The 22,795-nt window shown below is 54.8% G+C and carries 21 protein-coding genes and 1 pseudogene; 10 read left to right on the top strand and 12 right to left on the bottom strand.

The window, feature by feature from the left end; genetic code table 11:
* The first annotated feature begins 38 nt into the window (after positions 1-38).
* A complete protein-coding gene (locus CIK74_RS08695) occupies positions 39-1,169 on the top strand; it encodes a hypothetical protein (RefSeq protein ID WP_240520501.1) in 1,131 nt (376 codons plus the stop codon).
* A gap of 72 nt (positions 1,170-1,241) precedes the next feature.
* Here CIK74_RS08695 and CIK74_RS08690 read toward each other — a convergent pair whose 3' ends face one another.
* The gene (locus CIK74_RS08690; protein ID WP_170947810.1) at positions 1,242-2,399 is read right to left on the bottom strand and encodes a CPBP family intramembrane glutamic endopeptidase; all 1,158 of its coding nucleotides are present in this window, start codon (positions 2,397-2,399) and stop codon (positions 1,242-1,244) included.
* 157 nt (positions 2,400-2,556) lie between these two features.
* On the opposite strand from CIK74_RS08690, the gene CIK74_RS08685 reads away from it, so the two are divergent.
* From CIK74_RS08685 to CIK74_RS08675, 3 genes are read left to right on the top strand one after another with little or no spacing between them, the layout of a single operon-like run.
* On the top strand, positions 2,557-3,837 hold the full coding sequence (locus CIK74_RS08685) for a YibE/F family protein (protein WP_096255613.1): 1,281 nt from the start codon (positions 2,557-2,559) through the stop codon (positions 3,835-3,837).
* A 46-nt stretch (positions 3,838-3,883) separates the two neighbouring features.
* Positions 3,884-4,903 carry a zinc ABC transporter substrate-binding protein gene (locus tag CIK74_RS08680; RefSeq protein WP_096255611.1) on the top strand — a complete coding sequence of 340 codons (1,020 nt, stop codon included), beginning with the start codon at positions 3,884-3,886 and terminating at the stop codon, positions 4,901-4,903.
* 20 nt (positions 4,904-4,923) lie between these two features.
* Positions 4,924-6,042: a CDP-glycerol glycerophosphotransferase family protein gene (locus CIK74_RS08675; protein WP_096255609.1), complete on the top strand. Its 1,119-nt coding sequence runs from the start codon at positions 4,924-4,926 to the stop codon at positions 6,040-6,042.
* Here CIK74_RS08675 and CIK74_RS08670 read toward each other — a convergent pair.
* From CIK74_RS08670 to CIK74_RS08650, 5 genes are all read right to left on the bottom strand, one after another.
* Positions 6,039-7,529 carry a gamma-aminobutyraldehyde dehydrogenase gene (locus CIK74_RS08670; RefSeq protein ID WP_096255608.1) on the bottom strand — a complete coding sequence of 497 codons (1,491 nt, stop codon included), beginning with the start codon at positions 7,527-7,529 and terminating at the stop codon, positions 6,039-6,041. The genes CIK74_RS08675 and CIK74_RS08670 overlap by 4 nt on opposite strands.
* A gap of 33 nt (positions 7,530-7,562) precedes the next feature.
* Positions 7,563-7,931: a cupin domain-containing protein gene (locus tag CIK74_RS08665; RefSeq protein WP_096255605.1), complete on the bottom strand. Its 369-nt coding sequence runs from the start codon at positions 7,929-7,931 to the stop codon at positions 7,563-7,565.
* Positions 7,931-9,376, bottom strand: a complete 1,446-nt coding sequence (locus CIK74_RS08660; RefSeq protein WP_096255603.1) for an FAD-dependent oxidoreductase — start codon at positions 9,374-9,376, stop codon at positions 7,931-7,933. The genes CIK74_RS08665 and CIK74_RS08660 overlap by 1 nt, the downstream gene beginning before the upstream one ends.
* A gap of 360 nt (positions 9,377-9,736) precedes the next feature.
* Complete coding sequence (locus CIK74_RS08655; protein WP_096255601.1) at positions 9,737-10,162, bottom strand: hypothetical protein; 426 nt, start codon at positions 10,160-10,162, stop codon at positions 9,737-9,739.
* Positions 10,137-12,065: a primary-amine oxidase gene (locus CIK74_RS08650; protein ID WP_096255599.1), complete on the bottom strand. Its 1,929-nt coding sequence runs from the start codon at positions 12,063-12,065 to the stop codon at positions 10,137-10,139. Before CIK74_RS08650 ends, CIK74_RS08655 begins: the two co-directional genes overlap by 26 nt.
* 128 nt (positions 12,066-12,193) lie before the next feature.
* Between CIK74_RS08650 and CIK74_RS08645 the strand changes: the two genes are divergently transcribed.
* The 4 genes from CIK74_RS08645 to CIK74_RS08630 all read left to right on the top strand — a co-directional run bounded on the left by CIK74_RS08645 (position 12,194) and on the right by CIK74_RS08630 (position 16,800).
* Positions 12,194-12,787 carry a TetR/AcrR family transcriptional regulator gene (locus CIK74_RS08645; RefSeq protein ID WP_096255598.1) on the top strand — a complete coding sequence of 198 codons (594 nt, stop codon included), beginning with the start codon at positions 12,194-12,196 and terminating at the stop codon, positions 12,785-12,787.
* A gap of 103 nt (positions 12,788-12,890) precedes the next feature.
* Complete coding sequence (locus CIK74_RS08640) at positions 12,891-13,814, top strand: helix-turn-helix domain-containing protein (protein WP_096255596.1); 924 nt, start codon at positions 12,891-12,893, stop codon at positions 13,812-13,814.
* Positions 13,815-13,926: 112 nt separating this feature from the next.
* Positions 13,927-15,375 (top strand): APC family permease, encoded by a 1,449-nt coding sequence (locus tag CIK74_RS08635; RefSeq protein ID WP_096255593.1) that lies wholly within the window; start codon positions 13,927-13,929, stop codon positions 15,373-15,375.
* 12 nt (positions 15,376-15,387) lie between these two features.
* Entirely contained in the window at positions 15,388-16,800 is a 1,413-nt protein-coding gene (locus CIK74_RS08630) for an aldehyde dehydrogenase family protein (RefSeq protein WP_096255592.1), read from the top strand.
* Positions 16,801-16,878: 78 nt separating this feature from the next.
* On the opposite strand, the pseudogene CIK74_RS08625 reads toward CIK74_RS08630, so the two are convergent.
* Positions 16,879-17,294: pseudogene (locus CIK74_RS08625) on the bottom strand (NAD(+)--rifampin ADP-ribosyltransferase).
* Between the two features lie 102 nt (positions 17,295-17,396).
* On the opposite strand from CIK74_RS08625, the gene CIK74_RS08620 reads away from it, so the two are divergent.
* Positions 17,397-18,212, top strand: a complete 816-nt coding sequence (locus tag CIK74_RS08620; protein WP_096255590.1) for a shikimate 5-dehydrogenase — start codon at positions 17,397-17,399, stop codon at positions 18,210-18,212.
* A 22-nt stretch (positions 18,213-18,234) separates the two neighbouring features.
* Here the strand turns inward: CIK74_RS08620 and CIK74_RS08615 are convergent, their stop codons facing one another.
* Positions 18,235-18,690: a hypothetical protein gene (locus tag CIK74_RS08615; protein WP_096255589.1), complete on the bottom strand. Its 456-nt coding sequence runs from the start codon at positions 18,688-18,690 to the stop codon at positions 18,235-18,237.
* Positions 18,691-18,800: 110 nt separating this feature from the next.
* Positions 18,801-19,034, bottom strand: a complete 234-nt coding sequence (locus tag CIK74_RS08610) for a hypothetical protein (RefSeq protein WP_096255587.1) — start codon at positions 19,032-19,034, stop codon at positions 18,801-18,803.
* Between the two features lie 217 nt (positions 19,035-19,251).
* Between CIK74_RS08610 and CIK74_RS08605 the strand changes: the two genes are divergently transcribed.
* Positions 19,252-20,031: a hypothetical protein gene (locus CIK74_RS08605; protein ID WP_205738266.1), complete on the top strand. Its 780-nt coding sequence runs from the start codon at positions 19,252-19,254 to the stop codon at positions 20,029-20,031.
* Positions 20,032-20,216: 185 nt separating this feature from the next.
* On the opposite strand, the gene CIK74_RS08600 is transcribed toward CIK74_RS08605, so the two are convergent.
* The 3 genes from CIK74_RS08600 to CIK74_RS08590 form a co-directional block, all read right to left on the bottom strand.
* Positions 20,217-20,699 (bottom strand): HtaA domain-containing protein, encoded by a 483-nt coding sequence (locus CIK74_RS08600; protein ID WP_096255584.1) that lies wholly within the window; start codon positions 20,697-20,699, stop codon positions 20,217-20,219.
* 88 nt (positions 20,700-20,787) lie between these two features.
* The gene (locus CIK74_RS08595; RefSeq protein ID WP_096255582.1) at positions 20,788-21,249 is read right to left on the bottom strand and encodes a hypothetical protein; all 462 of its coding nucleotides are present in this window, start codon (positions 21,247-21,249) and stop codon (positions 20,788-20,790) included.
* 127 nt (positions 21,250-21,376) lie between these two features.
* Complete coding sequence (locus CIK74_RS08590; RefSeq protein ID WP_240520500.1) at positions 21,377-22,747, bottom strand: FAD-linked oxidase C-terminal domain-containing protein; 1,371 nt, start codon at positions 22,745-22,747, stop codon at positions 21,377-21,379.
* Positions 22,748-22,795: the final 48 nt, after the last annotated feature.

Raw genomic sequence — 22,795 nt, 5'->3', positions numbered from 1 at the left:
GCACCGCGACCAGGAGTCGCGTGCGGAAGGGAGTCAGCATGGCACTACGCGCGGATTCTAATGGAATCGACGCTTCGCTCTATCGGAAAACTGGTTCATGGTGCACCGCCTTGGTGGATGCATCGCTCGGAACCACCGCAGCGCACGAAGCAGCCGACCGGCTGCCGGGGGAAGTAGCTAAACTACTGAAGAGCCAGCAGGCCGGTGCCGCCGACATTGAGGCACTCACCAATGCCATAGAAGCCACTAAAGGGCTTCGTGCGCCGGTAGCTCGCTTCGTGGCAGTTCACGATGGGGCGGTGGTACTCAACGAACTCATTCCGGGGCTAAAAGTCGATTCCGCCGCCGTGGACGTGGGGCCATTCCCGAATTTCACTGCGCTTGCCAGAGCTCGAGGGGGAGCTTTCTCCTACCTCGTGGCCGAGGCCGGACGTGACGGGGGAGAAGTTCATCTATATAACACCGCCTCGCCAGAACGTGTAGCTAGCCGTGGGGTTGTTGGATTACCCGAAGAGATTCACCGGGCACGTAAGGTACCTAGCGAATATGATCAGCCAAAAAATCAGTCCGCAGCAGATGAGATGGCTCGGCGAAATGCCGAAGAAGTCGCCGAGCTCATCGCCGAAATGGCTAAGGACACCTTTGTTCGGCTGATCGTGCTTTCGGGCGATGTGAAATCGCGTGAAACGATTGCTGGGATGCTTCCGGGGGCGTTGAAACCCTATGTCGTAGTTCTCGATTCGCATACGCGAACCGGGGGCGCTGATTCCAAGCAGGTTGATGAATCAATTTCACGGTTGATTTCCGAAACCCATGACGCGGCAGTCGCAGAGCTGGAGCAGCGCGTATCGGCACAAACTGGTAATGGCCGGGCTCAGCTGGCTGTGGGTCTTGCCGAAGTGGTTTCGGCCTTGCAATCTGCGCAGGCTGAAGTTATTTTGGTAGGTCAGTATCAAGACGAACACACCTTACGAGCCCTGTCGGGAGAACCATGGGTGGCGCATGAAGAAGGAGATGATCATGCGGACTTGGTGATTGGCCAATGGCCAGCGCCGGAGGTTCTGCTTCGGGCTACAGCCTTGACCGATGCGACGATCCGCTACGTTCCGGACTCCATCTTGCCAGCGGACGCAGGAATCGTGGCGTTACTGCGTTGGGCTAAAACCTAAAAGATCAAAAAAGCGTCGCCGGTGAGAATCTAAAAATCTCACCGGCGACGCTTTTCTCTGTCTGCGCTAAAGCTAACGGGCTGGGGGAGGAGGACCGTTGATCTCGTCCTCGGTGGTGCCCTCTGCAGAAGAGGGAAGCTGTTGCGGGTACTGATCCGGGTAAGCTGCCTCTTGCTCGGTGGCCGGAGGAGCCCAGTACGCCTGCGTTGGCGTGCCAGCAGGATAGTGAATCGGCCATGGTTGCAAGAGCTGTGGGGCTTGGCGCCTAGGTTCGGGACCGGCGGTGCGCTGCAACGCATAACGCTTAGCCACCTGGAGCAGAACGTAGGCCACTAGCGTGGTAAATGCGACCGAGGTCAGCAGACTCGAAAGGGAAGACTCCGAGGAATTAATATCAATTGAACCCGCGGCGCCGAGCAAAAATAGTCCCACGTTGTTGATGACGTGCACGGCAATCGCCGCTTCGAGACCGCCGGTGCGCCAGGTGAGGTAACCGGCGACTATGGCAAAGAAAGCAACGTCTAGTAGGCCATAAATATCGTAGAGGTGTCCTGCGGTAAACAGTGGAACCGGGAGCAAAATCGCGAACAATGGATGCTTGAGCCAGCTACCAAGAGTTTGCATGAGCAGGCCACGGAAGACTAGCTCTTCGGCAGCCGCTTGGAATGGCACCAACAATAGGACCAGTAGGGCGAAGAACAAGGGATTAGCCGGAATGTTCTCTGGCGGAATTTGTGCTGAGGCTACTGCTCCGGTGGCTTCTAGTCCAAGGCTGATCCCGAAATAGAGGGCATAGAGCACCAGACAGATGCCCGTGCACAGTCCCAACCAGCGCCAGCGCATCTTTCCGGTTACCGAGAAAAGTAATCCCACCGGTCTGGGGCCGAGGAATAAGTATGCGAGGTAAGCAACCGGTATGAGAGCTATCAGCGAGAGCATGGTGAACAAGAAGACAAAGGGGTCTGCCATGTTCATTGCTTCAAAAGCAAGCATGATCTGATTGTTCGGATCATCAAGCTGGCTGCCCAAGCTGCTAAAGAGCACGATCAGGAGCCCAACGAGCAAGATGACGGTCAACACCACATAAAAGCCTACGGCCGTTCCGAGTAGGGCCAGGGGGCGCCACCAGGCATACTCGGAATTGCGGCGCATCAGCCGATGATATTCATACTTAGGTTCTTCGGTGTTAATATTGCTCGGTGAAGTCCCGTGGTTCTCAGGCAAGCTCATAGAACAATCTTCGCCCCGAAGAGGGCAAATAGGCATGAGCCTTGCGGAGGATTTGTTGAGTCATCCTTTGGGGGGTGTTCCTGATAACGAGTTCAGTTTCGCTGACTAGACTTGGGCGCGACGAGTTTTGATTAATCCTTTGAGGAGTGCACCGACCGTGGGCCACAGTCACAATCACGATCAGCCGATTCTGCAAGATCCTGCGAGGAGACGCCGAGCATCAATTATTTTGTGGGCATTGTTAGCCCCGGTGGGTGCGTTGGCCCTAATTATGGTGATTGCGCTGTGGCCGCAAGGCAACTATGACCGTTTTGCCTTGGACGGGGCGATGGATACTACCGGTGGCGCAAGTATGCAGGTGGGCACGGTGACAAGGTCATTAATTCAGGATTGCCCTTCAAGTATGGGACTTGAAGAAGTTGGCGGTAAAACACTGGAATGCAATGTCACCTACCTGATGCCCGATAGTGGCGGAGCCGAAATTGCGCTAGAGATTCCGCCCGAACAGTTGCACTCTCGCGAGGCCCGGCCGGGAGATCAAATTCGATATCTAGATCTTTCTGCGGTGGGATCTGATAGCGGCAGCCCCTATGTTTTCGTGGATTTTGTCCGCACCTTACCGATGTCACTGTTAGCCGTGGCTTATGGACTGGTCGTGGTGCTGGTGGCCGGGTGGCGCGGAGCGCGTGCGGTTATTGGGCTTGTGGGCGGAATCGCGTTCATGATCATCTTCATGGTGCCTGCCCTGTTGGAGGGCGGAAATCCTGTACTGATCGCACTGACCGGGTCTACAGCGATTATGTTTGTGGCGTTGTATTTTGCTCATGGACTTAACGCAAAAACTTCGACAGCGCTATTGGGCACACTCTTTGGTTTGGCGGTGACAGCTGGACTTGCGGTGTGGCTGACAGATGCCGCAGCGCTAACGGGCGCGAACGATGAACACGCGATGACGCTGTCCACGGTGGTACCCCAGATTTCCCTACCTGGCTTACTCATTTGCGGCTTGCTGGTCGGTGGTATGGGCGTGCTCAATGATGTGACCATCACCCAGTCGGCCACCGTATGGGAGCTGGCTGAGACCGCGCCACATGCCACCGCCAGGGAACTATTCTTCAAGGGGATGCGCATCGGGCGCGATCATATTGCCTCGACCGTTTACACAATTGCCTTCGCCTATGCCGGCGCGGCCCTTCCAATTCTCGCGATTGCGGCACTCAGCGACCAGAGCTTTGGCACTACTTTGAGCTCTGGTTCAATGGCAGAAGAAGTGATTCGAATTCTTATTGGTTCCATTGGCTTGGTACTTGCGATTCCGGTGACTACAGCCATCGCCGTAGTAGTCGTCAAGGCGACTGGCACGGGTGGCGCTCACGGGAAAGCCAGTGTGTCGTCAGGGCGCCGAGCAAAGCTAAGTGCGAATGATTCTCAAAACTAATGTAGAATAGTTCTCAATAGCGTGCTGTGTGAATGGAGACTAATAGATGAAAAAACGTGGATTATTTACCTCAATCGTAGCGATCCCGCTTGCCGGGCTGCTTCTGGCCGGATGCGCCACTGATGATGCTTCGGGAACATCAAGTTCGGGCGAAGCCTCGGCTAACGGGAAAATAGAGTTAGTGGCCACGACAAACGTCTACGGGCAGATTGCTCGCGAGATTGGAGGCGAACACGTTGCGGTTACCGAAATCATCACCTCTCCAGCTCAGGATCCGCACTCGTATGAACCAACCGCCAGAGACAAACTCACCGTCTCCAAAGCGTCAGTGGTGCTGGCCAACGGCGGAGGGTATGACCAGTTCATGGACTCCCTGGTCAGCTCGCTTCCTGCAGATAAAGCGGACCAAGTCCATCTGATCCATGCGGTGGATTCTTCCCCGGTGGCCAAGGAGTACGGCGATGAGTCGGCGCATGATGAACACGCGACGGACGAGCACTCTGCAGATGAGCACGCGGCGGATGAACATGCGGGCCATGACCACGCGGAATACAACGAACATATCTGGTACGACTTGGACTCAATGCAGGCACTAGCTACCGAACTTGCCACAGAGCTGGGACATGCCGACCCAGACGGCGCGAGCGACTATGAAGCGAATGCCAATACTTTTGTTCAAGGAATCAAGGATCTACGTGAGCAGCTCACGGCTGCGAAGCTTGCCGGACGCACCTACGCGATGACCGAACCGGTCCCATTCCACCTGCTTGAAGATGCTGGAATGAAAAATAAGACCCCTGCCGGACTCAGTGAAGCAGTTGAAGGCGGCGCAGGAATTGCTCCGCTGTCGCTCAAGGAGCTCAGCGATTCGTTGAAGGCGGGCAAGATTGGCGTTCTTGCCTACAACGTGCAGACCGAAGGGGCGGAGACCGCCTCCTTACGTTCAAACGCTGAGACCGGTCAAGTCCCCGTGGTGGACTTCCGCGAAACAATCACCGATGACTCAAATTACCTTGTGTGGATGAAGAAAAATATTGATGCTTTGTCCTCCGCGATCAACGGGTAATCACTACGTAGACTGAAGGTATGTCTTCGATTACCACTCAAGTCAATCAAGTTGCTGGTCGCGCCAGATCAATATTCGCGGAGCGCGCGGTGCGTTCGCAGATCACCGAGGCGGGCCAAGAACTGACTGCGGCGGAGCATGTCTTATTTTTCGCCGAAGCGCCCGCACAGTTTTACCAACTAGGGGTCTGGCTTGAGACCTTCGAAAGACTAGCCGCGCAAGGTCATTCGGTAGGCGTGGTGGTAATGGATGCCTTGTCGGCCCGTGAACTATTAAAGGCCAGCAAGCTTCCGGTATTTTTCACTCGTTCCATCGAACAAATCGAGACGCTGCTAACCAAGCTCGGCACACGAAGCATCAGCTATGTGAATAATTCACAACGTAACTTCACCATGCTGCGCTTCAACGGACCAGCGCATATTCACTTAAATCATGGCGAGAGCGAAAAGGCCTCAATGGTCTCGAACCAGCTCAAAGCCTATGATTATGCCTGCGTGGCAGGGCCGGCGGCGGTGGAACGAATTTCTGAATCCATAGCTCGCTTCGATACCAAACACCTAGTGCAGATTGGGCGCCCGCAGTTGGACGCGCTCACCCCCGAACTGCCCGCAACCCAAACCAGGGTGCTCTATGCTCCAACATGGGAGGGTGACTCTGCCACCATGGATTATTCATCGGTGATGAAGATGGGTGAGAGTATTTTGGCCCAGTTCGAGGGGGACAACAGGTTTGAGGTGCGCTTCCGCCCGCACCCGAAAACCGGTGATCATTCAGCAGAGATGAAAAAAGAAATTACCGCGCTACGCGCCCGTTTCGCAGCTCAACTAGATCCAATAGCTGATGCGGGCCAATCCTTGGTCTGGGCCGACGTTGCAATCTGCGATACCTCCGCGATGGCCTACGACGCGGTCGCGCTCAACGTTCCGCTTTTCCTCACTGGCCATCGTCCCTCGCAACTTCGCGAACGCCTGCCACATGAACAACTTTTGGAGTCCCCTAATGGGCTGGCTCAGCGTGTGGCAGAACTAGCTGAGGGAGGGGTACCGGGCCGGCAGAAACAGCTGGCCCAATATTTCTTCGCCACGACCTCACCCGGTCAGGCAACCAAAAAACTGGGCCAGCTGTTGGAATCCGTTTAACGCTGGAGAAATACGGTGTTCTGCCAGTCTCGGTGAGCAGCGGTATCGTGCGAGATCAATACATGTTTCACGTTCGTGTACTCATCAAATGAGTACTGGCTCATGTCTTTGCCCATTCCGGAAGCTTTGTAACCACCATGGGGCATTTCCGAAACAATGATGATGTGCTCGTTGATCCACACGCAGCCGGCCTGAATTTGCGCGCTCGCACGCATGGCCCGGTTGATGTCTTTGGTCCACGCACTCGCGGCTAAACCGTACGGTGTATCGTTAGCCAGCTTGATAGCTTCATCATCGGTTTCAAACGGTAAGGCGACCAGCACCGGACCGAAGACCTCCTGCTGTACGATTTCTAAATCTTGCGTGGCATTGACCAGCAATGTCGGCCGATAAAAATTACCCGGACCATCTAGTTTTGTGCCTCCGGATAGTACCGTTGCACCGGCATCCACAGCGCGTGCCACCATCGAAGAAACCTTCTCCACATGAGCCTCGCTAATAAGTGCTCCCATATCGGTATTTTGATCGGTCGGATCGCCAACCACCATTTGGCTCATCAACTGAGCCACGCGTCCGGTGAACTTCTCAAAAACCGAGGAATGAACGTAGGCCCGGGTCGCTGCCGTGCAGTCCTGCCCCGCGTTGATTGTCGAACCGGCCACCGCACCATGGGCAGCTGCTTCAATATCTGCGTCATCAAACACCACAAAAGGCGCTTTGCCACCAAGTTCCAAATGCACCCGCTTGCCAGTCTCCGCGGCCATAGACATGATCTTCAAACCGACCTGTGTGGAGCCGGTAAATGAGGTCATCTTCACCAGCTGGTGCCTTACCAATGCCTGGCCTACACTGCTGCCACTTCCCACCACGACGTTGATCACTCCATCTGGCAATCCAGCGGTCTTAGCAGCGAGCGCGAAGAGCAGACTTGTCCCCGGGGTCAGCTCGCTGGGCTTGAGCACAATGGTGTTTCCTGCGGCGATGGCCGGCAGGATTTTCCAGGCCGCCATTTGCAGCGGGTAATTCCATGGAGCAATGGAGCCCACCACACCTAGTGGCTCCCGGCGAATCAAGGAGGTGCTATTACCTGCATAATCACCGGACGCCAGTCCTTGGAGGTGGCGGGCAGCCCCGGCAAAAAAGTTCACGTTATCTATCGAACCTGGGACATCAAATTCGGTAGACATCCGCATGCTCTTGCCAGTCTGCGAGATTTCCACCTCCGCTAAGACCTGTGCTTGGTTTTGCAACTCACGGGCCAGCGCTAAGAGATGATCAGAGCGTTCAGCAGGGGTGAGCGCAGACCAGATAGTAAAGGCTTCGGCTGCCGCGTGGACCGCTTGGTCAACTTCTTCGAGGCTAGCGGTATCGATCTCCTCGAGTAGTTCGCCGGTGGCAGGATTGATTCTGCTGAGCACCTCACCGGTTCCGCGTAGCCAGGAGCCGTTAATGAACTGGTGCCCGTGCGAAAATTTGAAGCCTGACATGTTCTACCGTTCCTTAAAATGTAGTGAGCGCCATTACCGGCTGAGATAAACTTTGCGAATTTTTCGAGTGACCCTCCATGCGGTGTGCATCCCCGCATGCAACCGGATCAGTGCGCCGGGAAATAGTTCGAGATGTTGGCTGCGAAAGCCGTCAACCGGAAGGATCTCTACAATTCCGGCCCCGCTGAGCACCACAAAGAACTCATCGGATTCGAGATCTTTTATGGCACCGATAGACATCTCCCAGATGCCTACTTCTGTTTCGTCTAGCTCACCGACTGCATAGAACCCGGAGCTGGTCTGTACTGAACCAAGCTGTTGTGATGATTCGACGGCAGTGGAATCCAAGCCGAAAGTATTGGCATCAACAAGTAATGCCTGCGGTTTGTGCGAATCAGTCATCAGGAATCAAATCCCATGCCAATCTTGTCCATGACCTTTAAAAAGACCGGACGTTTACCTTCGTTATGATCTGCCCTGATCAGCTGGTTGGTCATTAATTGAACTCCCACGTAGGCCGCTGGTTCCGGTGGGAATGGCAATGGTTTCGTACGGACCATTTCCAACTCGGTCAGTTCAGTCTTAGCTCCTGAGAGCAGGTCCAACATGACTTTGGCGCCGAACCTAGTGGCTCCAACGCCAAGGCCGGTAAACCCAGCACAATACGCAACTTTTCCTCCGTGAGTCAGATCAAAGAAGGAGAAGAAGCGTGAGCAGGTATCTATAGCGCCGCCCCAGGCATGAGAAAACTTCACATCTTTGAGTTGCGGAAAACTACCGAAAAAGTGGGCCGCTAACTTCTCGAAGGTGGCAGGGCTACTGTCATAGCTCGAACGGATCCGGCCGCCAAAATGATACACAGCATCGTAGCCACCGTAGAGGATCCGGGTTTTTCCTTGCGAATCAATGGTGGGGCGGGCGTAGTGGAATCGATTGTTTAGATCTGCCAGACCTACGGGCTCGGCCCAGCCTAAAGCTTGCTGTTGTTCTTCGGTCAGTGGTCCGGTCATCAGCGCATAGTCATATACGGGGATCACCCTCGCATGGTGACGTTTGAGCAGGGAGGGGAAAACATTGGTGGCTAAGGCGATGCGTTCCGCAATGATTTGTCCGGCCTCAGTCAGAACCCGGACGTGGGTACCTGTATCTCTTAGCTCGGTCGCTCGGGTGTGCTCGTAGATCCGCACTCCCAGTTCGCGGCAAACTCTAGCTAACTCCCAAGCAAGCTTTGCCGGGTGAACCAACGCGGTGGATTTTCGGTCTAGCGAGCCGGCCAGAAAATCGGGGGAGTTGATCAGCTTCTTCACTGCAACGGCATCGAGGAATTCGATCCCGTCCGATTCTGCGGCTTCAGCGACCCAAGAAACCTGATGCGGCTCGGTGGCTACCTCAAGTACACCGGCACGGGTGAAGTCCACGTCCATGTTGTAACGTTCTACGGTGGCTTGGAATTCATCGAGGTTTTGGGTCCCAAGCTGGCCAAGTAGTTCGTTTTCTTTCGGTAGGTGGTTTGCGCCATTAGCCTCCCCATGAACCAACGAGGCTTCACAAAATCCACCGTTTCGTCCTGAAGCGGCCCATCCGATGCGGTGGGACTCGATGAGTACTACATCACGATGTGGATCTCTCTCTTTGGCTTGTAGCGCGGTCCACAGGCCGGTGTAACCCCCGCCGATGACGAGCAGATCTGCCTCGGTGTTTGATTCCAAAGCGGAGGTCGCTTCGGGGCGTTGTGCATGATCCAGCCAGTAGGAACCGTGCTTCGCGCTTTCTAGCGATTTCTTGATGTGCTCGGGCGATGCATTGGCTTCATGCCGGTCGAATGTCAGAGTTTTGGGGTTTCTCATTAGTGTTCCTCAGCTTGTTACGGGCGGAAAATAGTTAGGCCGGTAACGTCAGTGGAACGACTAATGGGCACAAGGCGACGACGGGGATTTGGGTCTTGAGAAACGCAGTAACTTGCGTAGCTCGTTGTCCATGAATAGCACCGTGCCGGGAAGTGAAGCGTACCGGGGCATGATTCGATAGCCAGTGGCTGGCCACGGATATCCCTCTTCTCGGAAGTACTTGCCTCGTAGTGAACGTCATTCATTACTTATCTAAGCCCGGATTGTGAGGTAGGTCAAGAGATATTTTGAGATGCCTATGTGTCTGTTGGAACGGTCAAACGCGTGTGGCCCAGAAGTAATCTGGGCCACACAAAATTTCTACCTCGCATCCAGTAGGTCCGAGCTTCGTATTCGCGAACGGTTGAGGATGGTCGCTGCAAAGAACGTGAGTACGAGCTCGCTAACACCAACCGCAAGCATGGGGATCGCTTGCGCTGAGTGGTGAGAGGCTGAGGATGTCGAATGATGAGCCACTGCTCCGGGAAGCCCTAGGACCATGATGATGTGCATCAATGCCATCAGCGCACTCATCAGCATTAACGCTTGTACAGACTCGCCTTGGAGGACGCCGCGAGCGCATTTTAGGCACCAGAATGTCATCACCAGGATGAGTAAACTCCAGCCCAACCCATGTGGTGCCATGACCAGTAACCCCAGGTGCGCGGCGGCCAGCAAGCACGTTGCGATTATCAGGACCTTCGTGCTGAAGCTCTGAGATTTATCCCTGAGCGGAGCAGCATCCACCGGAAGACTCCGCCTCGGTGGAGCAGCAACCGTGCTTGGCGGGTTCCGGAACATCCAGTGCGGGTGAGCGGTCAAAGAATCCCTCCGGGCGGATCTTGAAGCCGACAGTGTCTACCGGCATGATGGGCCAGTCTTCGGTGCGGGGGAAATGTGTCAACGCGAAGGTGTGCCACAAGCTAATCTCTTCACGATCAATATTCTTATCGTCTTCAATCCACGAACCGATACCTTCCACACCGGGGTTTTGATTGACGAAGTCCCCGGTTGGGTAGCGCTGCGCCGGATTGCGTTTGGTCACCCATAATGCTTTGGACGCGAATTCTGCGCGTTGATGTATCGAAGATCCTTCAGCGGCGAGCAAGGTTGGCAGTCCCTGTGGCAAAAGCTTGTAACCTACGGACTTACCTAAATAGTTCTTTGATTCAGGATTGGTGACCACCCAGGTACGTCCAGCGGGCATATTCGCGTCGCGAACTGCTTGCTTCTCTGTGCCAAGCACCGTGTGGGAACGGCTAAATGCGTTACCGCGCGGGTTCTCTTTGCCGATTGGGAGTCGCACGGCTTCCTCTTCGATGACCTGACTTGGCCCATCATCCAGTGCGAAGTCCAAACGAGCGCCGAAGATGTGCTGATGGAAGGGTGCTCCCAATCCCGGGGCCATTTCCGAAGCAAAACGCTCGTCACGCATTGCGGAGGTGAAGACGATACCAGTGGCTTTTGCCTCGAATTCGATGGTGCCATCGAGGTAGAGGTACCAGTAAAAACCGTAGTCATAGTTGCCCACGGTGGTGAAGAAGCTGATGACCAGTCGGCGATTGCGACGGGTGTACTTCACCCCAGACCAATCATCGGCGTGCTTGGACAGAATCGAGGCGTCTTCCTCGTGCATGCAGATCCCGTTAGTGATTGTCCGGGCGTTTCCGTCTGCATCAGTGACTACCGGTGAGATGTAGTGAATTTCTCCGAGGCAATCACAACCGAGCTCTAGTGAGTTGGCCAACCGGCCAATCAAGTATTCGCCGGTATCGAAGTAGTTCTGCCAGCTGCGCACAGGTGACGGGTCTCCGTAAGGAACTACCATCTCGGCGATGGAGGCCCGGTCCAAGATACGGCGATCGTTGCCCTTGTCGTTAAAGGCGATGTTGTAGAGTACTAGTCCTTCGCGCATGTCGAAGCCGATATCCAGTGACCATTTTTCCCATTCAACATGGTTACCCGAGCTGACCGTGAAGCTGGCTCCTTCGGGCTGAGTGATCTCGATAGGTTTCTGCGTGGTGCGAAGCGGCCCGGTCAGTTCGGGGTCGGTATAGTTTCCGTGGGTCTCGGGAACCGGTACGATCTCCAGATCTAAGAGTTGATCGACGGTGCCGGCGATGGTGTCAATGTAAACGACCAGCCCGTCCACCGGGTGGGCCCAAGCCGAATCTTCGGCGAAGTCTTGACGGAATGCGAGACCACGTAGGATGCGGCGACCAGATTCTTCCGGGTATTCCTCGGCATAAACGCCTGCCGACAAGGGGGCCACACGTACTTGATCCGGTGTGAGGCCACGCTTTTTGAGGGCGGCTATCCACTGTGGATCGACAGCAAGAATTGATTCCACCATTTCGAACTCTTCGAGCAACACCGGCATCTGACCTGCCAACGCTGAGTCCAAATCAACAACCGAAGTCACCGAATTTTCACTGAGGTTCAGCTCGATATCCTTCGGGGAATTGGTGATCTTGTCTAGAAGCATGACTCGAATATGCCGACCTGCACGCTGATGACTTGGATCTTCTAGACCCAAATACGCAATGCGGGTGTGCTCGGTGAATAGTTGATTGTCGATCAAAAGCTGTTTTGCGGCACCAATTTCGGTTTCGCTAAGCAGGGTGTAATCGGTCGCTGTCGTGGTGGGCATGACGAACTCCTTCGGCATTTGAATGTGATCTGCAACATTTATTATTCTCTGTTTGTAGAGAATACGCGTGACTGGAATGTGACGCAACCCATCAATGCAACAAAAATAATGTTGGCTAGGCTTGAGGCATGCCAAAAATTGTTGACCATGACCAACGCCGCCGTGAGATCGTAGAGGTCACCTGGCGATTTATCGCGCGCGAAGGAATTGAGAAACTTAATCTTCGGGACCTAGCGGCTGCTGCTGGGTATTCCAATGGCGCCCTGAAGCCTTATTTCCCGACACGGGACTCCTTGCTGGCCGCGACCTTCAACTATGTCGCCGAGTCAACGGAGAAGCGGATTGCCCGCACCACCTCAGGGTTGAGTGCTTTAGAAGCGATTGCCGCTTTCGCTCGTGAAGTGCTCCCACTAGATGAACTGCGATGCGATGAGGCCCGCGTAGCCGTCCACTTCTGGCATCTAGCGCTGGGGGACCCGCACTTGGCGGCGGTAAACGCCGGCACTATGGACCGCTGGCGCTCCCTACTTGATTTCTGGCTAGAACAGCTACTCGGCACCGGACACCCGAAAGCGAATGCTGCGCGTGACTCGTTGATTAACTTTTTGATGGGAGCGCAGGCCGGAAGCGTGCTCGATAATGCGATCAACACTCCCTCCTCCCTTGAAGGTCAGTTGGAATATCGGCTTGAGACGCTGCAGTACATCGCGACGGCGCGCTAAGCGGAAATTCTCCGCGTGCAGAAAATAGTGACATTTCCCTCCGTTAGGCGTACCCTCGATCGTGATGCTCGGCACATAATCGTCCTGGGCGGAGAGGGAACGCATGTATCAACTTCAGCACGTGGACTCGTTCACCGCATGGTCGCGGCTCATCTCTGACGCATTTGTTAAACTGCGCAGTGAACAGGTCACCGCCGGACATTTTGCTGCCACTCTTGGCACCAACACGCTTGGTGACATCGGGCTGATGCGCATCCAAGCCAAACCACACGCGGTACGACGCACCGAAGAGCTCACCACGAGTGGAGACGGCGCTTTCTACAAAGTTTCATATCAGATCCAAGGCCATGGATTGCTGATCCAAGATGGCCGGGAAACCCTGTTATCGCCTGGGGATCTGGCTATTTACGACACTCAGCGTCCATATACCTTGGCCTTTGAAAAACCAGCCTCGATTATGGTCACCCTGATACCGCATGAACAATTTCGGCTCTCCCAGCAACAGGTCGGACAGCTGACGGCAGTCGCACTCAAAAGCGCTCACCCACTTTCTGGGACCGTCACCCCATTGCTCAGTCATTTAGGGAAGAACCTCTCGCAGTGGGACGATTTTGGCGGATCTGCACTGTCTCGCAACACCGTGGATTTACTGGCCACGGCATTAGGCGGTGCCTTGGGAACCGAAAATCATGCGGATACCAAGAATAATCAGCGCGAACGCATCACCAGATACATAGATGCGCACCTGTCTGAAATGGAACTAAGCCCAGCGCGCATCGCAGCCGCACATTTCATTTCGGTGCGCAGCTTGCATGCCTTATTCGCCGATGAACCACTGAGCGTTGCGGCGCTGATCCGTCACCGCCGGCTAACCGAAGCTTCTGGACTGCTAAACGACCCAATGCTCAAGGAACTTTCCGTGCAAAGTATCGGCGCCCGTGTGGGAATTGGTGACGCTGCAGGTTTTAGTCGGATGTTTTCCCGAGAATTTGGGATGACCCCCGGAAGATATCGTCAGACCATTTAAGCTCCGTAGTTAAGATCTGCACTCGAAGGCAATCGGCGTGCACGCAAGGCCAAGGAAAAACGTGGCGGCTACGAGATCCTGAAAACACAATACTTACTTATTGGGGGATCAAATGGGATTGGAACAACGCACACTGACGGTGCCCGCATTAGTCGTCATGATCATTGCCGCCAGCGCACCGCTTACCGCGGTAGCAGGCGGGGTGACAACGAACTATGCGGTTACCGGGATGGACTCAGTACCTTTGTCTTTCTTGCTCATTGGAGCTGTATTGCTGGTGTTCAGCGTTGGATACACTGCGATGAGCCGGCATATCCCAAATGCCGGAGCCTTTTACGCGTATGTCGCCGAAGGCTTGGGCAAGGCTCTGGGCGTCGGCGCCGCCATGGTCGCGCTGGTCAGCTACAACCTGATGCAGATTGGCATTTATGGCATGTTCGGGTTTGCCGCGTCCTCCTTCAGTAATGGGTTGATGGGCACCTCGATCCCTTGGTGGGTTATGGCGTTGGTGGCCTGGGTCGTGGTCGGCTTTCTAGGCATGAACCGAGTCGACTTTTCCGTCAAGATTCTGGGCTTCGTGGTGGCGGCAGAATTTCTGGTCGTAATCATCTACAACATCATGGCTTTCAGCCTGGCGCCGGAGGCTCCCCAGCCGGAAGCCGCGTTTAACCTTGGCGATGCAGTGGCTCCCGGAATGGGTGCGGTTATGGCCTTTACTATTGCCGCTTTTATGGGGTTTGAATCAGGAACTATCTACAACGAAGAGGTCAAAGATCCCAAACGGACCGCCCGCAGGGCGACCATGATCGCGATCATCATCATCGCGTGCTTTTATGCGTTCTCGGCCTTTGCTGTAGCGGTAGGAGAAGGGGCTTCCAACGTCATGGGATCCACCGCCGAATTTGGGCCGGACTTGTTGTTCGTTTTCTTCAGCGCACACACGCCGGCCTGGTTTGTGGATCTGGCTAACGTCCTGTTTATCACCAGCTTGTTTGCCGCGCTGCTGGCATTCCATAACGTCATAGCTCGGTACTTTTACTCCATGGGACGCGGTGGAGCACTTCCAAAATTCCTTGCCCGTACCTCACGGACCACACATGCACCGGTAGCTGGTTCCTTGGCGCAGTCGTTATTGGCCGTCGTGGTGATCTTGGTCTTCGCGGTGATTTCTACGGGTAAAGATCCGATGTACATCGTATTTACCATGTTCACATGGATGACGAACTCTGCCGCCTACGGACTGGTGCTACTGATGGCGCTGACTTCCTTCGCGGTGATCGGCTACTTCATCCGCCACCGGACCAAGGACTCGGTATTCACTCGGGTAATTGCCCCACTCTTATCTGGCATAGCCCTGATCTATGTCTTTGCTCAGATTGTCATTAACTTTGATCTCTTGCTTGGAATGGAAGAACCGGGCATGCTCGGTTACATCCTGCAAGCCATCGTGATTCTGCCCGGACTCATTGGTTGGGTGCTGGCGTTGTTTATGCGTTCGCGCACACCCAATGCAGAACCGGATCAAGATATTCTTCCCGTCGTCTCAACTTCTCAGCACTAAAGGAGCTCTCATATGTCGTACTCAAACGCAGAAGAATTATTGACGGCTATTCAGCCAGCAACAGGTGGCACAGAAATTCTTGACCCGGCCACCGGTGAATTGGTGGGACGCGTAGCCCAAGGCAGTGTCTCAGATCTTGAGGCAGCGGTTGACGCCGCCCACGCGGCCCAACCTGCTTGGGATGCGCTTGGTCATGAAGAACGTAAACGCTTGCTTAACGCGGCAGCCGATAATATTGAGGCTAACGCTGAAGCGTTAGCGCAGCTGTTGTCGCGCGAGCAGGGCAAACCTCTCAATGGGCCAAACGCACGATTTGAGGTCGGGGGAGCAGCTGCCTGGCTACGCGCGGCCACCGCTTACGATATCGAACCAGAAGTAGTGGTCGATGACGGGGAAACGTACGCAACCAAACACTACCGAGCCCTAGGCGTAGTAGGCGCCATTGGTCCGTGGAACTGGCCCATGATGATCTCCATCTGGCAGCTGGCCCCATCGTTGCGTATGGGAAATACCGTGGTGATGAAGCCCAGTGAGTACACCCCACTGTCGGTGCTTGCCTTGGGTCATATCCTCAATGAAGTATTGCCAGCCGGCGTGCTGCATATTGTCGCCGGAGGACGCGACGTGGGCGAGAAGCTTTCCTCACACCCGCTCATTAGCAAGATCATGTTCACCGGTTCCACCCCAACGGGTAAAGCCATCATTCGTTCCTCGGCTGATACGGTCAAGCGACTGACCCTGGAACTAGGCGGAAACGACGCAGGAATCGTGTTGGAAGATGCAGATCCACAGGCAATCGCAGAAGACCTGTTTTGGGGCGCCTTCATCAATACCGGCCAGACCTGCGCGGCACTCAAACGGCTCTATGTTCCCGAAGCAATCTATGACCAGGTATGCGAAGCGCTCACCAACGTGGCTGCTAAAATGCCTATGGGCGTGGGGCTGGATGAAAATAACGTGCTCGGCCCACTGCAGAATAAGGCGCAGTTCGACATTGTGGCGGACCTAGTCCAAGACGCGGTTGATTCCGGCGCCAAGGTGCTGCTCGGCGGGAACCCAGATCTGCAAGCTCCGGGGTATTTCTACCCAACTACGTTGATCGCGGACATAAATCCACAGAACCGGTTGGTGACCGAGGAACAGTTTGGCCCGGCCTTGCCAATCATCAAGGTGAAGGATGTCGAAGAGGCTATTGGGCATGCCAATGCGTTGGAGACCGGGTTGGGTGCGTCGGTGTGGAGCTCGGACCGACAGCAGGCTCTCGCGGTGGCTGCCCGGATCCAAGCAGGAACCGTGTGGATTAATTCGCACGGAACTATCGATCCACGGATTCCTTTTGGTGGGGCTAAACAATCAGGTTATGGGCTGGAGTTTGGCCTGGATGGGCTCAAATCACTGGCACAGCCGCAGCTAATCAAGGGCTGAGCGTAGCCGAGCGCGAAGATTTTCGGGCGGTGCCCGATGCTGTCCAAGGCATCGGCACCGCCCGCAAACGCCCAATCCCTAATTAATGACTTCAGCGCCTGGACCGTCGCTGATTCTTGGAATCCTCTCGCGCCAAGCCTGCAAGGCCTCGGAACGCAACCGCGTCCAGTTATAGACTTCGCGGATCACGCGTACCAGTGCGATCCTGCGATCGGAGCGAGTTGTGTTGCCCGGGAAATCCTTATCGGTCGCGTTAGGGTCGTCTTCATACGCGCCCGTCGGTTCTACTTCTACCTCGTAGACATGGGCGATACCGTCCACGCCGCGATTTTAGCCGCCAGCCCTGCTTCATCGACAAGCGCCGTGAATTAGATACGGTTCGTGATTATTTCCGGACGGTAATTCGACGGGAATCCGGCAGTCAATGCACCTCCAAGCTGCAGCTCGGCTTTGGTGCCGTGGAAGAACGGGCCGTCATCAAGTTCCTTGGTCATAGCCCAAGAGGATAACCGCCAATGCCGATTCGTGAAAGTGTGCGCCACGGATCCCCACGTATATTGGGATGTGAACCGGCAGCAATATTTGGAGGGCAACGCGTGCCTATTTTGAATAAAGACATGACCTTATGCATTTCGTTATCGGGTCGACCGTCTAACATCGGCACCCGGTTCCACAATTATTTGTATGAAGAACTCGGGCTGAACTTCGTCTACAAGGCCTTCTCCACCGACGACCTCGCCGGTGCCATTACTGGTGTCCGAGCCTTGGGCATCCGCGGTTGCTCGGTATCCATGCCGTTCAAAGAAGATGTTATGGCAATGGTCGACGAGATCGAGTCTTCGGCCAAAGCAATCGACTCGGTGAACACCATCGTGAATGCCAGTGGGCGACTGGTTGCTTCCAACACGGACTTCGAAGCGATCGCGACGCTCATCGAACGCCATCAGCTGGATCCAGGAAGCAGTGTGCTTGTCCGTGGCTCCGGCGGAATGGCCAAGGCTGTGGTTGCGGCCTTCCACGAAGCGGGTTTCCGCGACCTGACCGTGCTGGCTCGCAATGAAGGTTCCGGTCAAGCCCTGGCTGATAAATACGGCTACGGTTTTGCCGGCGTCGACCCTGCCCCGGGACACAAGATCCTTGTGAATGTTACACCGCTGGGCATGGTCGGTGCGCAGTCAGAAGAATTCTCATTCAGTGCCGAGCAGATAGGCTTAGCCCGAAGCGTATTCGATGTCGTGGCTTTTCCGAGCGAAACACCGTTGATCCGCGTAGCGCGTAGCGCCGGCAAGCAAGTGATCACTGGCGCCGAAGTCATTGCCCTGCAAGCCGCGGCACAGTTCGAGAAGTACACCGGCCAAGCGCTCTCCGAGGAACAGGTCCGCCGCGCTTCCGAGTTCTCGCGGAAATCCTGATTTTTTAAAAGAGGTAGTCGTACTAGCTGGCGGTAACCGCCCTGTCCGTGACAGTGTTTCCACGAAAAGTCGTCAGCAGCAGGACGAAGTAGATCACAGGCAAGAGTGCAAGCAATCCTAGGGATGTCAGCTGGAAGAACTGGGTGTTCAGCGCAATTCCATTCGTGACCGGAGCTCCACCCTCGGGCATGTAATCGGCGTACCGTGTAGGCCTTGAGGAAGCCCATAAGACGAAGAATCGGAAGACGAATGCCGCTGTCGCGGAGATGGCGATCACGGGGAGCAGAAGCGACTGGTTGCCGGCATCCGTGCGCCTTGTATGGCGTAACCGCGCAAAAACCGATATCAGCGCCGATGCGCCTAAGCCCAACGTGATGATCTGCAAAAACCACGAATGCGCCGTGATGAATGACAAAATCATCAACACGATGCTCAACCCAGCCAGAATTCTGATCTTCGATACGTGGGCACTCGACATAACCCGAGCCTACGTCGTTTTCGGAAGAAAAACAGTCAAGTCAGCTGATATCAGAAGGCAGAGAAAGCGAAGGCCCGGCACTCGGCGGAATCGAGCCGCGCAGCACAACCTCAAGTTAATCCATCTGCTGGCCCGCGGTACTGGCCGTTGAACAGCTTCGAACCAGCCTCGGTGAGCGCCGCCGAGAAGCCGGTTTTGACCACGCTGAAGTCATTGCCCTGCAAGCCACGGTCCTGTTCGAGAGGTACATCGGCCAAGTGTTCACCGAGGAACAGGTCCGCCGAGCTTCGAGTTCTTTCGGGAAGAGAGGCAACCTGGCGGTTCGCAGAACCTTCGTGCAACATTGGAACAATAACAAGAAATCGTAGAGTAACCCGAATAAACTTATTCAAACCAGTTGGGCAGATCAATTTATTACAGAAGGGCTGGCCAGTTTGCGCGGCAAATTATCAACGCTCAAGGAAATGGAATACGACAACTTCTCAACTTGGAAACGCCATGCACCGTGGATTATCCGAGTGGCCGTTGCCTTGGTTCTCTTCATTGCCAGTGGGATTCTCTATGCTCATTGCTTTTTCGCTGACCAACAAAATTGAGAACACAGAGCTAGCAGGAATGGCTTTCGGGTCATTCATCATTTTCGGCTTTGGGCTCTTCTTCTTTATAACATCGTTCGGAAAGATGCGTCTTGCCTGGCGGGCATTCTGCCGATCCAAAGGACGCTATACAAAATCGGAAAAGGTGATCATCAGCGAAAGGGCAGAGCTCGCGCGTGCGCAGGTCGCAGCAGCTCAGCTGGCTGGTGATCTTTTCGACGGAACTTGCAAACCGCAAAACCCGCCGTGGGACGTCGTCATGGGGCAAAGCGAACAGACGCTCTGCGCCGCTAATGCCAACTACGCCCGATTCTATGGTTCAGATGTCACCTACTCACAGAGTTCTGGCTTCTTGATGGGGCATCCAACCTTAGTTGCCGTTGGCGTTCTGGCCATGGCGATGGAGAACAAAGCCCGTCGAACTCAGGCTGACGCATTAGCGAAAGAACAGTGGCGTGAGCAGCAGGAAGTGTTAGCTGTCGTAACGAACCATCGAGTGCTCTGCCGACGACACGACGGAACATGGTTAAGTTTCTACTTCAGCGGAGCCATCAGTATGGATATCGACAGCACAACTGGCACGATGATCGTGCAATTCCCGGATACACAGCCACTGATGCTCGGTGGTACCGGTGGTTTGTATGCTGCCGTAGCCGCCGTCTGGGCGTTACGCGGGCAGCAAGGACTTGAAGGACACCCCGGGCTTGCCTACCTGCGTTCATTGGAACAGGACCAAAACGCCTGACTAGGGTAGAAGCAAGAAGTCCCGGCACTTTTTGGTGGGGCTAAACAATCAGGTTATGGGCTGGAATTTGGCCCGGATGAGCTCAAATCGCTGGCACAGCCACAGCTAATCAAAGGCTAATATGGGTTAAAAATTGCGGGATCGCAACTAGGTACAGTTGCGGTCCCGTCCTTAACGTCTAGCGATTAGCTACGTAGGACAATCTCTACTGGTTCCATCTCTTGGCCAGCCTTATACTGACCGTTAAACAGAACCGAGCCTTGCTCGGTGAGTCGTGCTTCAAAGCGGGTTTTGACTAAGCCGAAGGCGTTTGACACCGTGGTTTCGGTTAGTTCGGCCAACGGTGCGCGGGTACCGGACTGATCTGCGACGCTGAGTAGAATCTTGTCACCATGCTCTTCGATGTGCGGTTCAATCAGATCCAGTTTCATCATCCCGCCGTGTCCTTCAAACGAGACGTTGCCCTTAAAATGAAGTTCTCCCTCGGGGGCTTCTGTTTGGTTGGAAACCGGAAAAGCCAGGTTGTTTCCAACTTGCCAGACACCATTGGAAGCTTCGATTCGCCCGTCGGGTAGCGATGAAATATATCCTACGAAGGACGCTTTCAGGCCCCATTGCAGGTGAGGCTGAAACGGATCACCTACCGGTGCACCATTCATACCCATCATCGTGTTTTTCCCCTTTTGTGTAGGCGCTTCATATGGTGCGCAAATTAGATCCGGGGATCAGTATTACATACTCGCTAGTTTTGGGATACTACTGGTTACGTTTGTCGCGCTCGTGGTACCAAACCTTTTCGATAAATGGTTCTCCAGAGCCTTGGAGCATAACCTCAACGTCATCAAAGACCGTACCGTCTGGCAGCGTGAGGTCAGCGGTAGCCGATGAACCATTCCACGGCCCCAGCTCAAGATGGGTGGGATTGTATTTAAGCTGAATATTAGCTTCCAAGTCATTCCTTGAATCGAAATAACCGGTAATACCCATGGCGAGGAACACGATGGTCAGGACTGCAACGAGCGCAGCGACGATCAGCTCAATGCGAATGGAGGAACGTAATGCGTAAGTTTGGTAGCCGTCTACCAGGGTGGAGAACTTTCGCCGACGTAGCATCCCATGGATGAACAGGGGAATGAAGATCAACAAGCAAACCACTGCAACGCCCAGATAAAACAGTGGGATCACGAAGTTGACATCGGCGAATTTACTGGCATCCATCGCATTATTCTAACGAGAATAAAGCTAGTTAGCTAGAGCAAATAAACACTATCTGATGTCTCAAATGCCTGATTGTGCGGGCCGTTTTGTATTCGCCGCCCGCACGACCAATTTAGATTTCTCGGGGTTAGATTGCTTTGCCTGGATTGAGAATTCCTTGAGGGTCAAAGACCGCACGTAGCCGTCGCTGTAACTGCAACGAAGTCTCACCAATTTCCTCGGCGAGCCAGTCCTGCTTGAGTAACCCGATTCCGTGTTCTCCGGTGAGCGTCCCGCCTAATTCCTTAGCCAGATAGAACATGTCAGCCAACGCAAGTTTCGCGGCCCCCGTAGTAATGGATTGCCCTTCAGGAACCACAATGATTGGGTGTAGATTTCCGTCCGCTGCGTGAGCAATCGTGAAAATTTCTACGCCACGCTCGGCTTCGATACGTTGTAACCCGGCGAACGCTTCGGCAAGACGATTGCGTGGCACACCGATATCGCAGATCGATACCGTGCCCAGTAACTCCATGCTTGGGATCGCTTGGCGTCTCGCTTCGATCAGGGCGTGGGCCTCTTCTTCATTTTCGGCAAGTTCAACATGGCTGGCCAACGGGGCAATTGTTTGGGTGAGCGCTTGCATCTCCAGTTGTGCGCCAAAACCATCGGTCTGCGCCAATAACAACGCTCCACCACGCTGTTGATGTTCGGTCCCCAACGCTGCATCTATCGCCCGCAGAGATTTGCCGTCCATCAGTTCGAGTACCGAGGGTTGTAGTCGGGCAGCGATGACCGCCGAGGCAGCCTGCGCGGCGGTGTTTTCATCGGCGAAGTAGGCAACCATGGTGGAGGTGAACCGGGGTTTGGGACGTAAGCGGAGTACCGCTTCCACCACGATGCCTAAGGTACCTTCCGAACCAATGAGCAAGGCGTTCATGTCATACCCGGCTACACCCTTGATGGTGCGACGTCCGGTGCGCAATAGCTGGCCATCGGGCAACACCACCAACAGGCTGAGTACGGACTCGCGGGTCACCCCATACTTGGCGCACCACATGCCGCCCGCGTTTGTGGCAATATTTCCGCCAATGGAGCAGATTGCGGTACTTGCTGGGTCTGGAGCGTAGAACAATTCATGTTCTCCGGCCGCCCGGTTTACTTCAGCATTGAGCACTCCAGGCTGGACTACGGCAAGCTGCTCTACAGGATCAATGGTTAAGATCTGGTTCATCCGCGATAAATCGAGCACCACCTCGCCGGCTTGTGCACAGGATCCTGCAGCCAGACCGGTGCCAGCCCCACGCGGAACGATCTTCACCCCATGCTCATGAGCCAAACTCATCGCCAACACCACATCATCGATGCTTTGGGCAAAGATCACCCCATCGGCAAAGCTTTCCGGGATATAACCGGAACGGTCAATGCTTGCCTGCTGGCAAGCTTGCTGATCTGTGGAAGCTTGCGGGTGCGCGTTCAGCAGCAACGCGGTGGACTCGTTGAGCTCGGAGGGGATCACTTTGAGGTCCTGGTCTTAGTAGGGAAGAAAATGCTAAAAGGCCCGGAG

Origin of the sequence: Glutamicibacter sp. BW77 (assembly GCF_002332285.1) — a bacterium.
In the GTDB taxonomy this organism is placed as follows: domain Bacteria; phylum Actinomycetota; class Actinomycetes; order Actinomycetales; family Micrococcaceae; genus Glutamicibacter; species Glutamicibacter bergerei.
This window is presented reverse-complemented; position numbering and strand designations above follow the sequence as displayed.

What these genes read in the sequence shown, in the direction of transcription:
- CIK74_RS08640 (WP_096255596.1), top strand. Translation starts at nt 12,891, where the DNA reads ATGTATCAACTTCAGCACGTGGACTCGTTCACCGCATGGTCGCGGCTC.
- CIK74_RS08605 (WP_205738266.1), top strand. Translation starts at nt 19,252, where the DNA reads ATGCTCATTGCTTTTTCGCTGACCAACAAAATTGAGAACACAGAGCTA.
- CIK74_RS08675 (WP_096255609.1), top strand. Translation starts at nt 4,924, where the DNA reads ATGTCTTCGATTACCACTCAAGTCAATCAAGTTGCTGGTCGCGCCAGA.
- CIK74_RS08615 (WP_096255589.1), bottom strand. Translation starts at nt 18,690, where the DNA reads ATGTCGAGTGCCCACGTATCGAAGATCAGAATTCTGGCTGGGTTGAGC.
- CIK74_RS08595 (WP_096255582.1), bottom strand. Translation starts at nt 21,249, where the DNA reads ATGGATGCCAGTAAATTCGCCGATGTCAACTTCGTGATCCCACTGTTT.
- CIK74_RS08680 (WP_096255611.1), top strand. Translation starts at nt 3,884, where the DNA reads ATGAAAAAACGTGGATTATTTACCTCAATCGTAGCGATCCCGCTTGCC.
- CIK74_RS08610 (WP_096255587.1), bottom strand. Translation starts at nt 19,034, where the DNA reads ATGTTGCACGAAGGTTCTGCGAACCGCCAGGTTGCCTCTCTTCCCGAA.
- CIK74_RS08660 (WP_096255603.1), bottom strand. Translation starts at nt 9,376, where the DNA reads ATGAGAAACCCCAAAACTCTGACATTCGACCGGCATGAAGCCAATGCA.
- CIK74_RS08645 (WP_096255598.1), top strand. Translation starts at nt 12,194, where the DNA reads ATGCCAAAAATTGTTGACCATGACCAACGCCGCCGTGAGATCGTAGAG.
- CIK74_RS08630 (WP_096255592.1), top strand. Translation starts at nt 15,388, where the DNA reads ATGTCGTACTCAAACGCAGAAGAATTATTGACGGCTATTCAGCCAGCA.
- CIK74_RS08665 (WP_096255605.1), bottom strand. Translation starts at nt 7,931, where the DNA reads ATGACTGATTCGCACAAACCGCAGGCATTACTTGTTGATGCCAATACT.
- CIK74_RS08690 (WP_170947810.1), bottom strand. Translation starts at nt 2,399, where the DNA reads ATGAGCTTGCCTGAGAACCACGGGACTTCACCGAGCAATATTAACACC.
- CIK74_RS08695 (WP_240520501.1), top strand. Translation starts at nt 39, where the DNA reads ATGGCACTACGCGCGGATTCTAATGGAATCGACGCTTCGCTCTATCGG.
- CIK74_RS08650 (WP_096255599.1), bottom strand. Translation starts at nt 12,065, where the DNA reads ATGCCCACCACGACAGCGACCGATTACACCCTGCTTAGCGAAACCGAA.
- CIK74_RS08600 (WP_096255584.1), bottom strand. Translation starts at nt 20,699, where the DNA reads ATGATGGGTATGAATGGTGCACCGGTAGGTGATCCGTTTCAGCCTCAC.
- CIK74_RS08635 (WP_096255593.1), top strand. Translation starts at nt 13,927, where the DNA reads ATGGGATTGGAACAACGCACACTGACGGTGCCCGCATTAGTCGTCATG.
- CIK74_RS08670 (WP_096255608.1), bottom strand. Translation starts at nt 7,529, where the DNA reads ATGTCAGGCTTCAAATTTTCGCACGGGCACCAGTTCATTAACGGCTCC.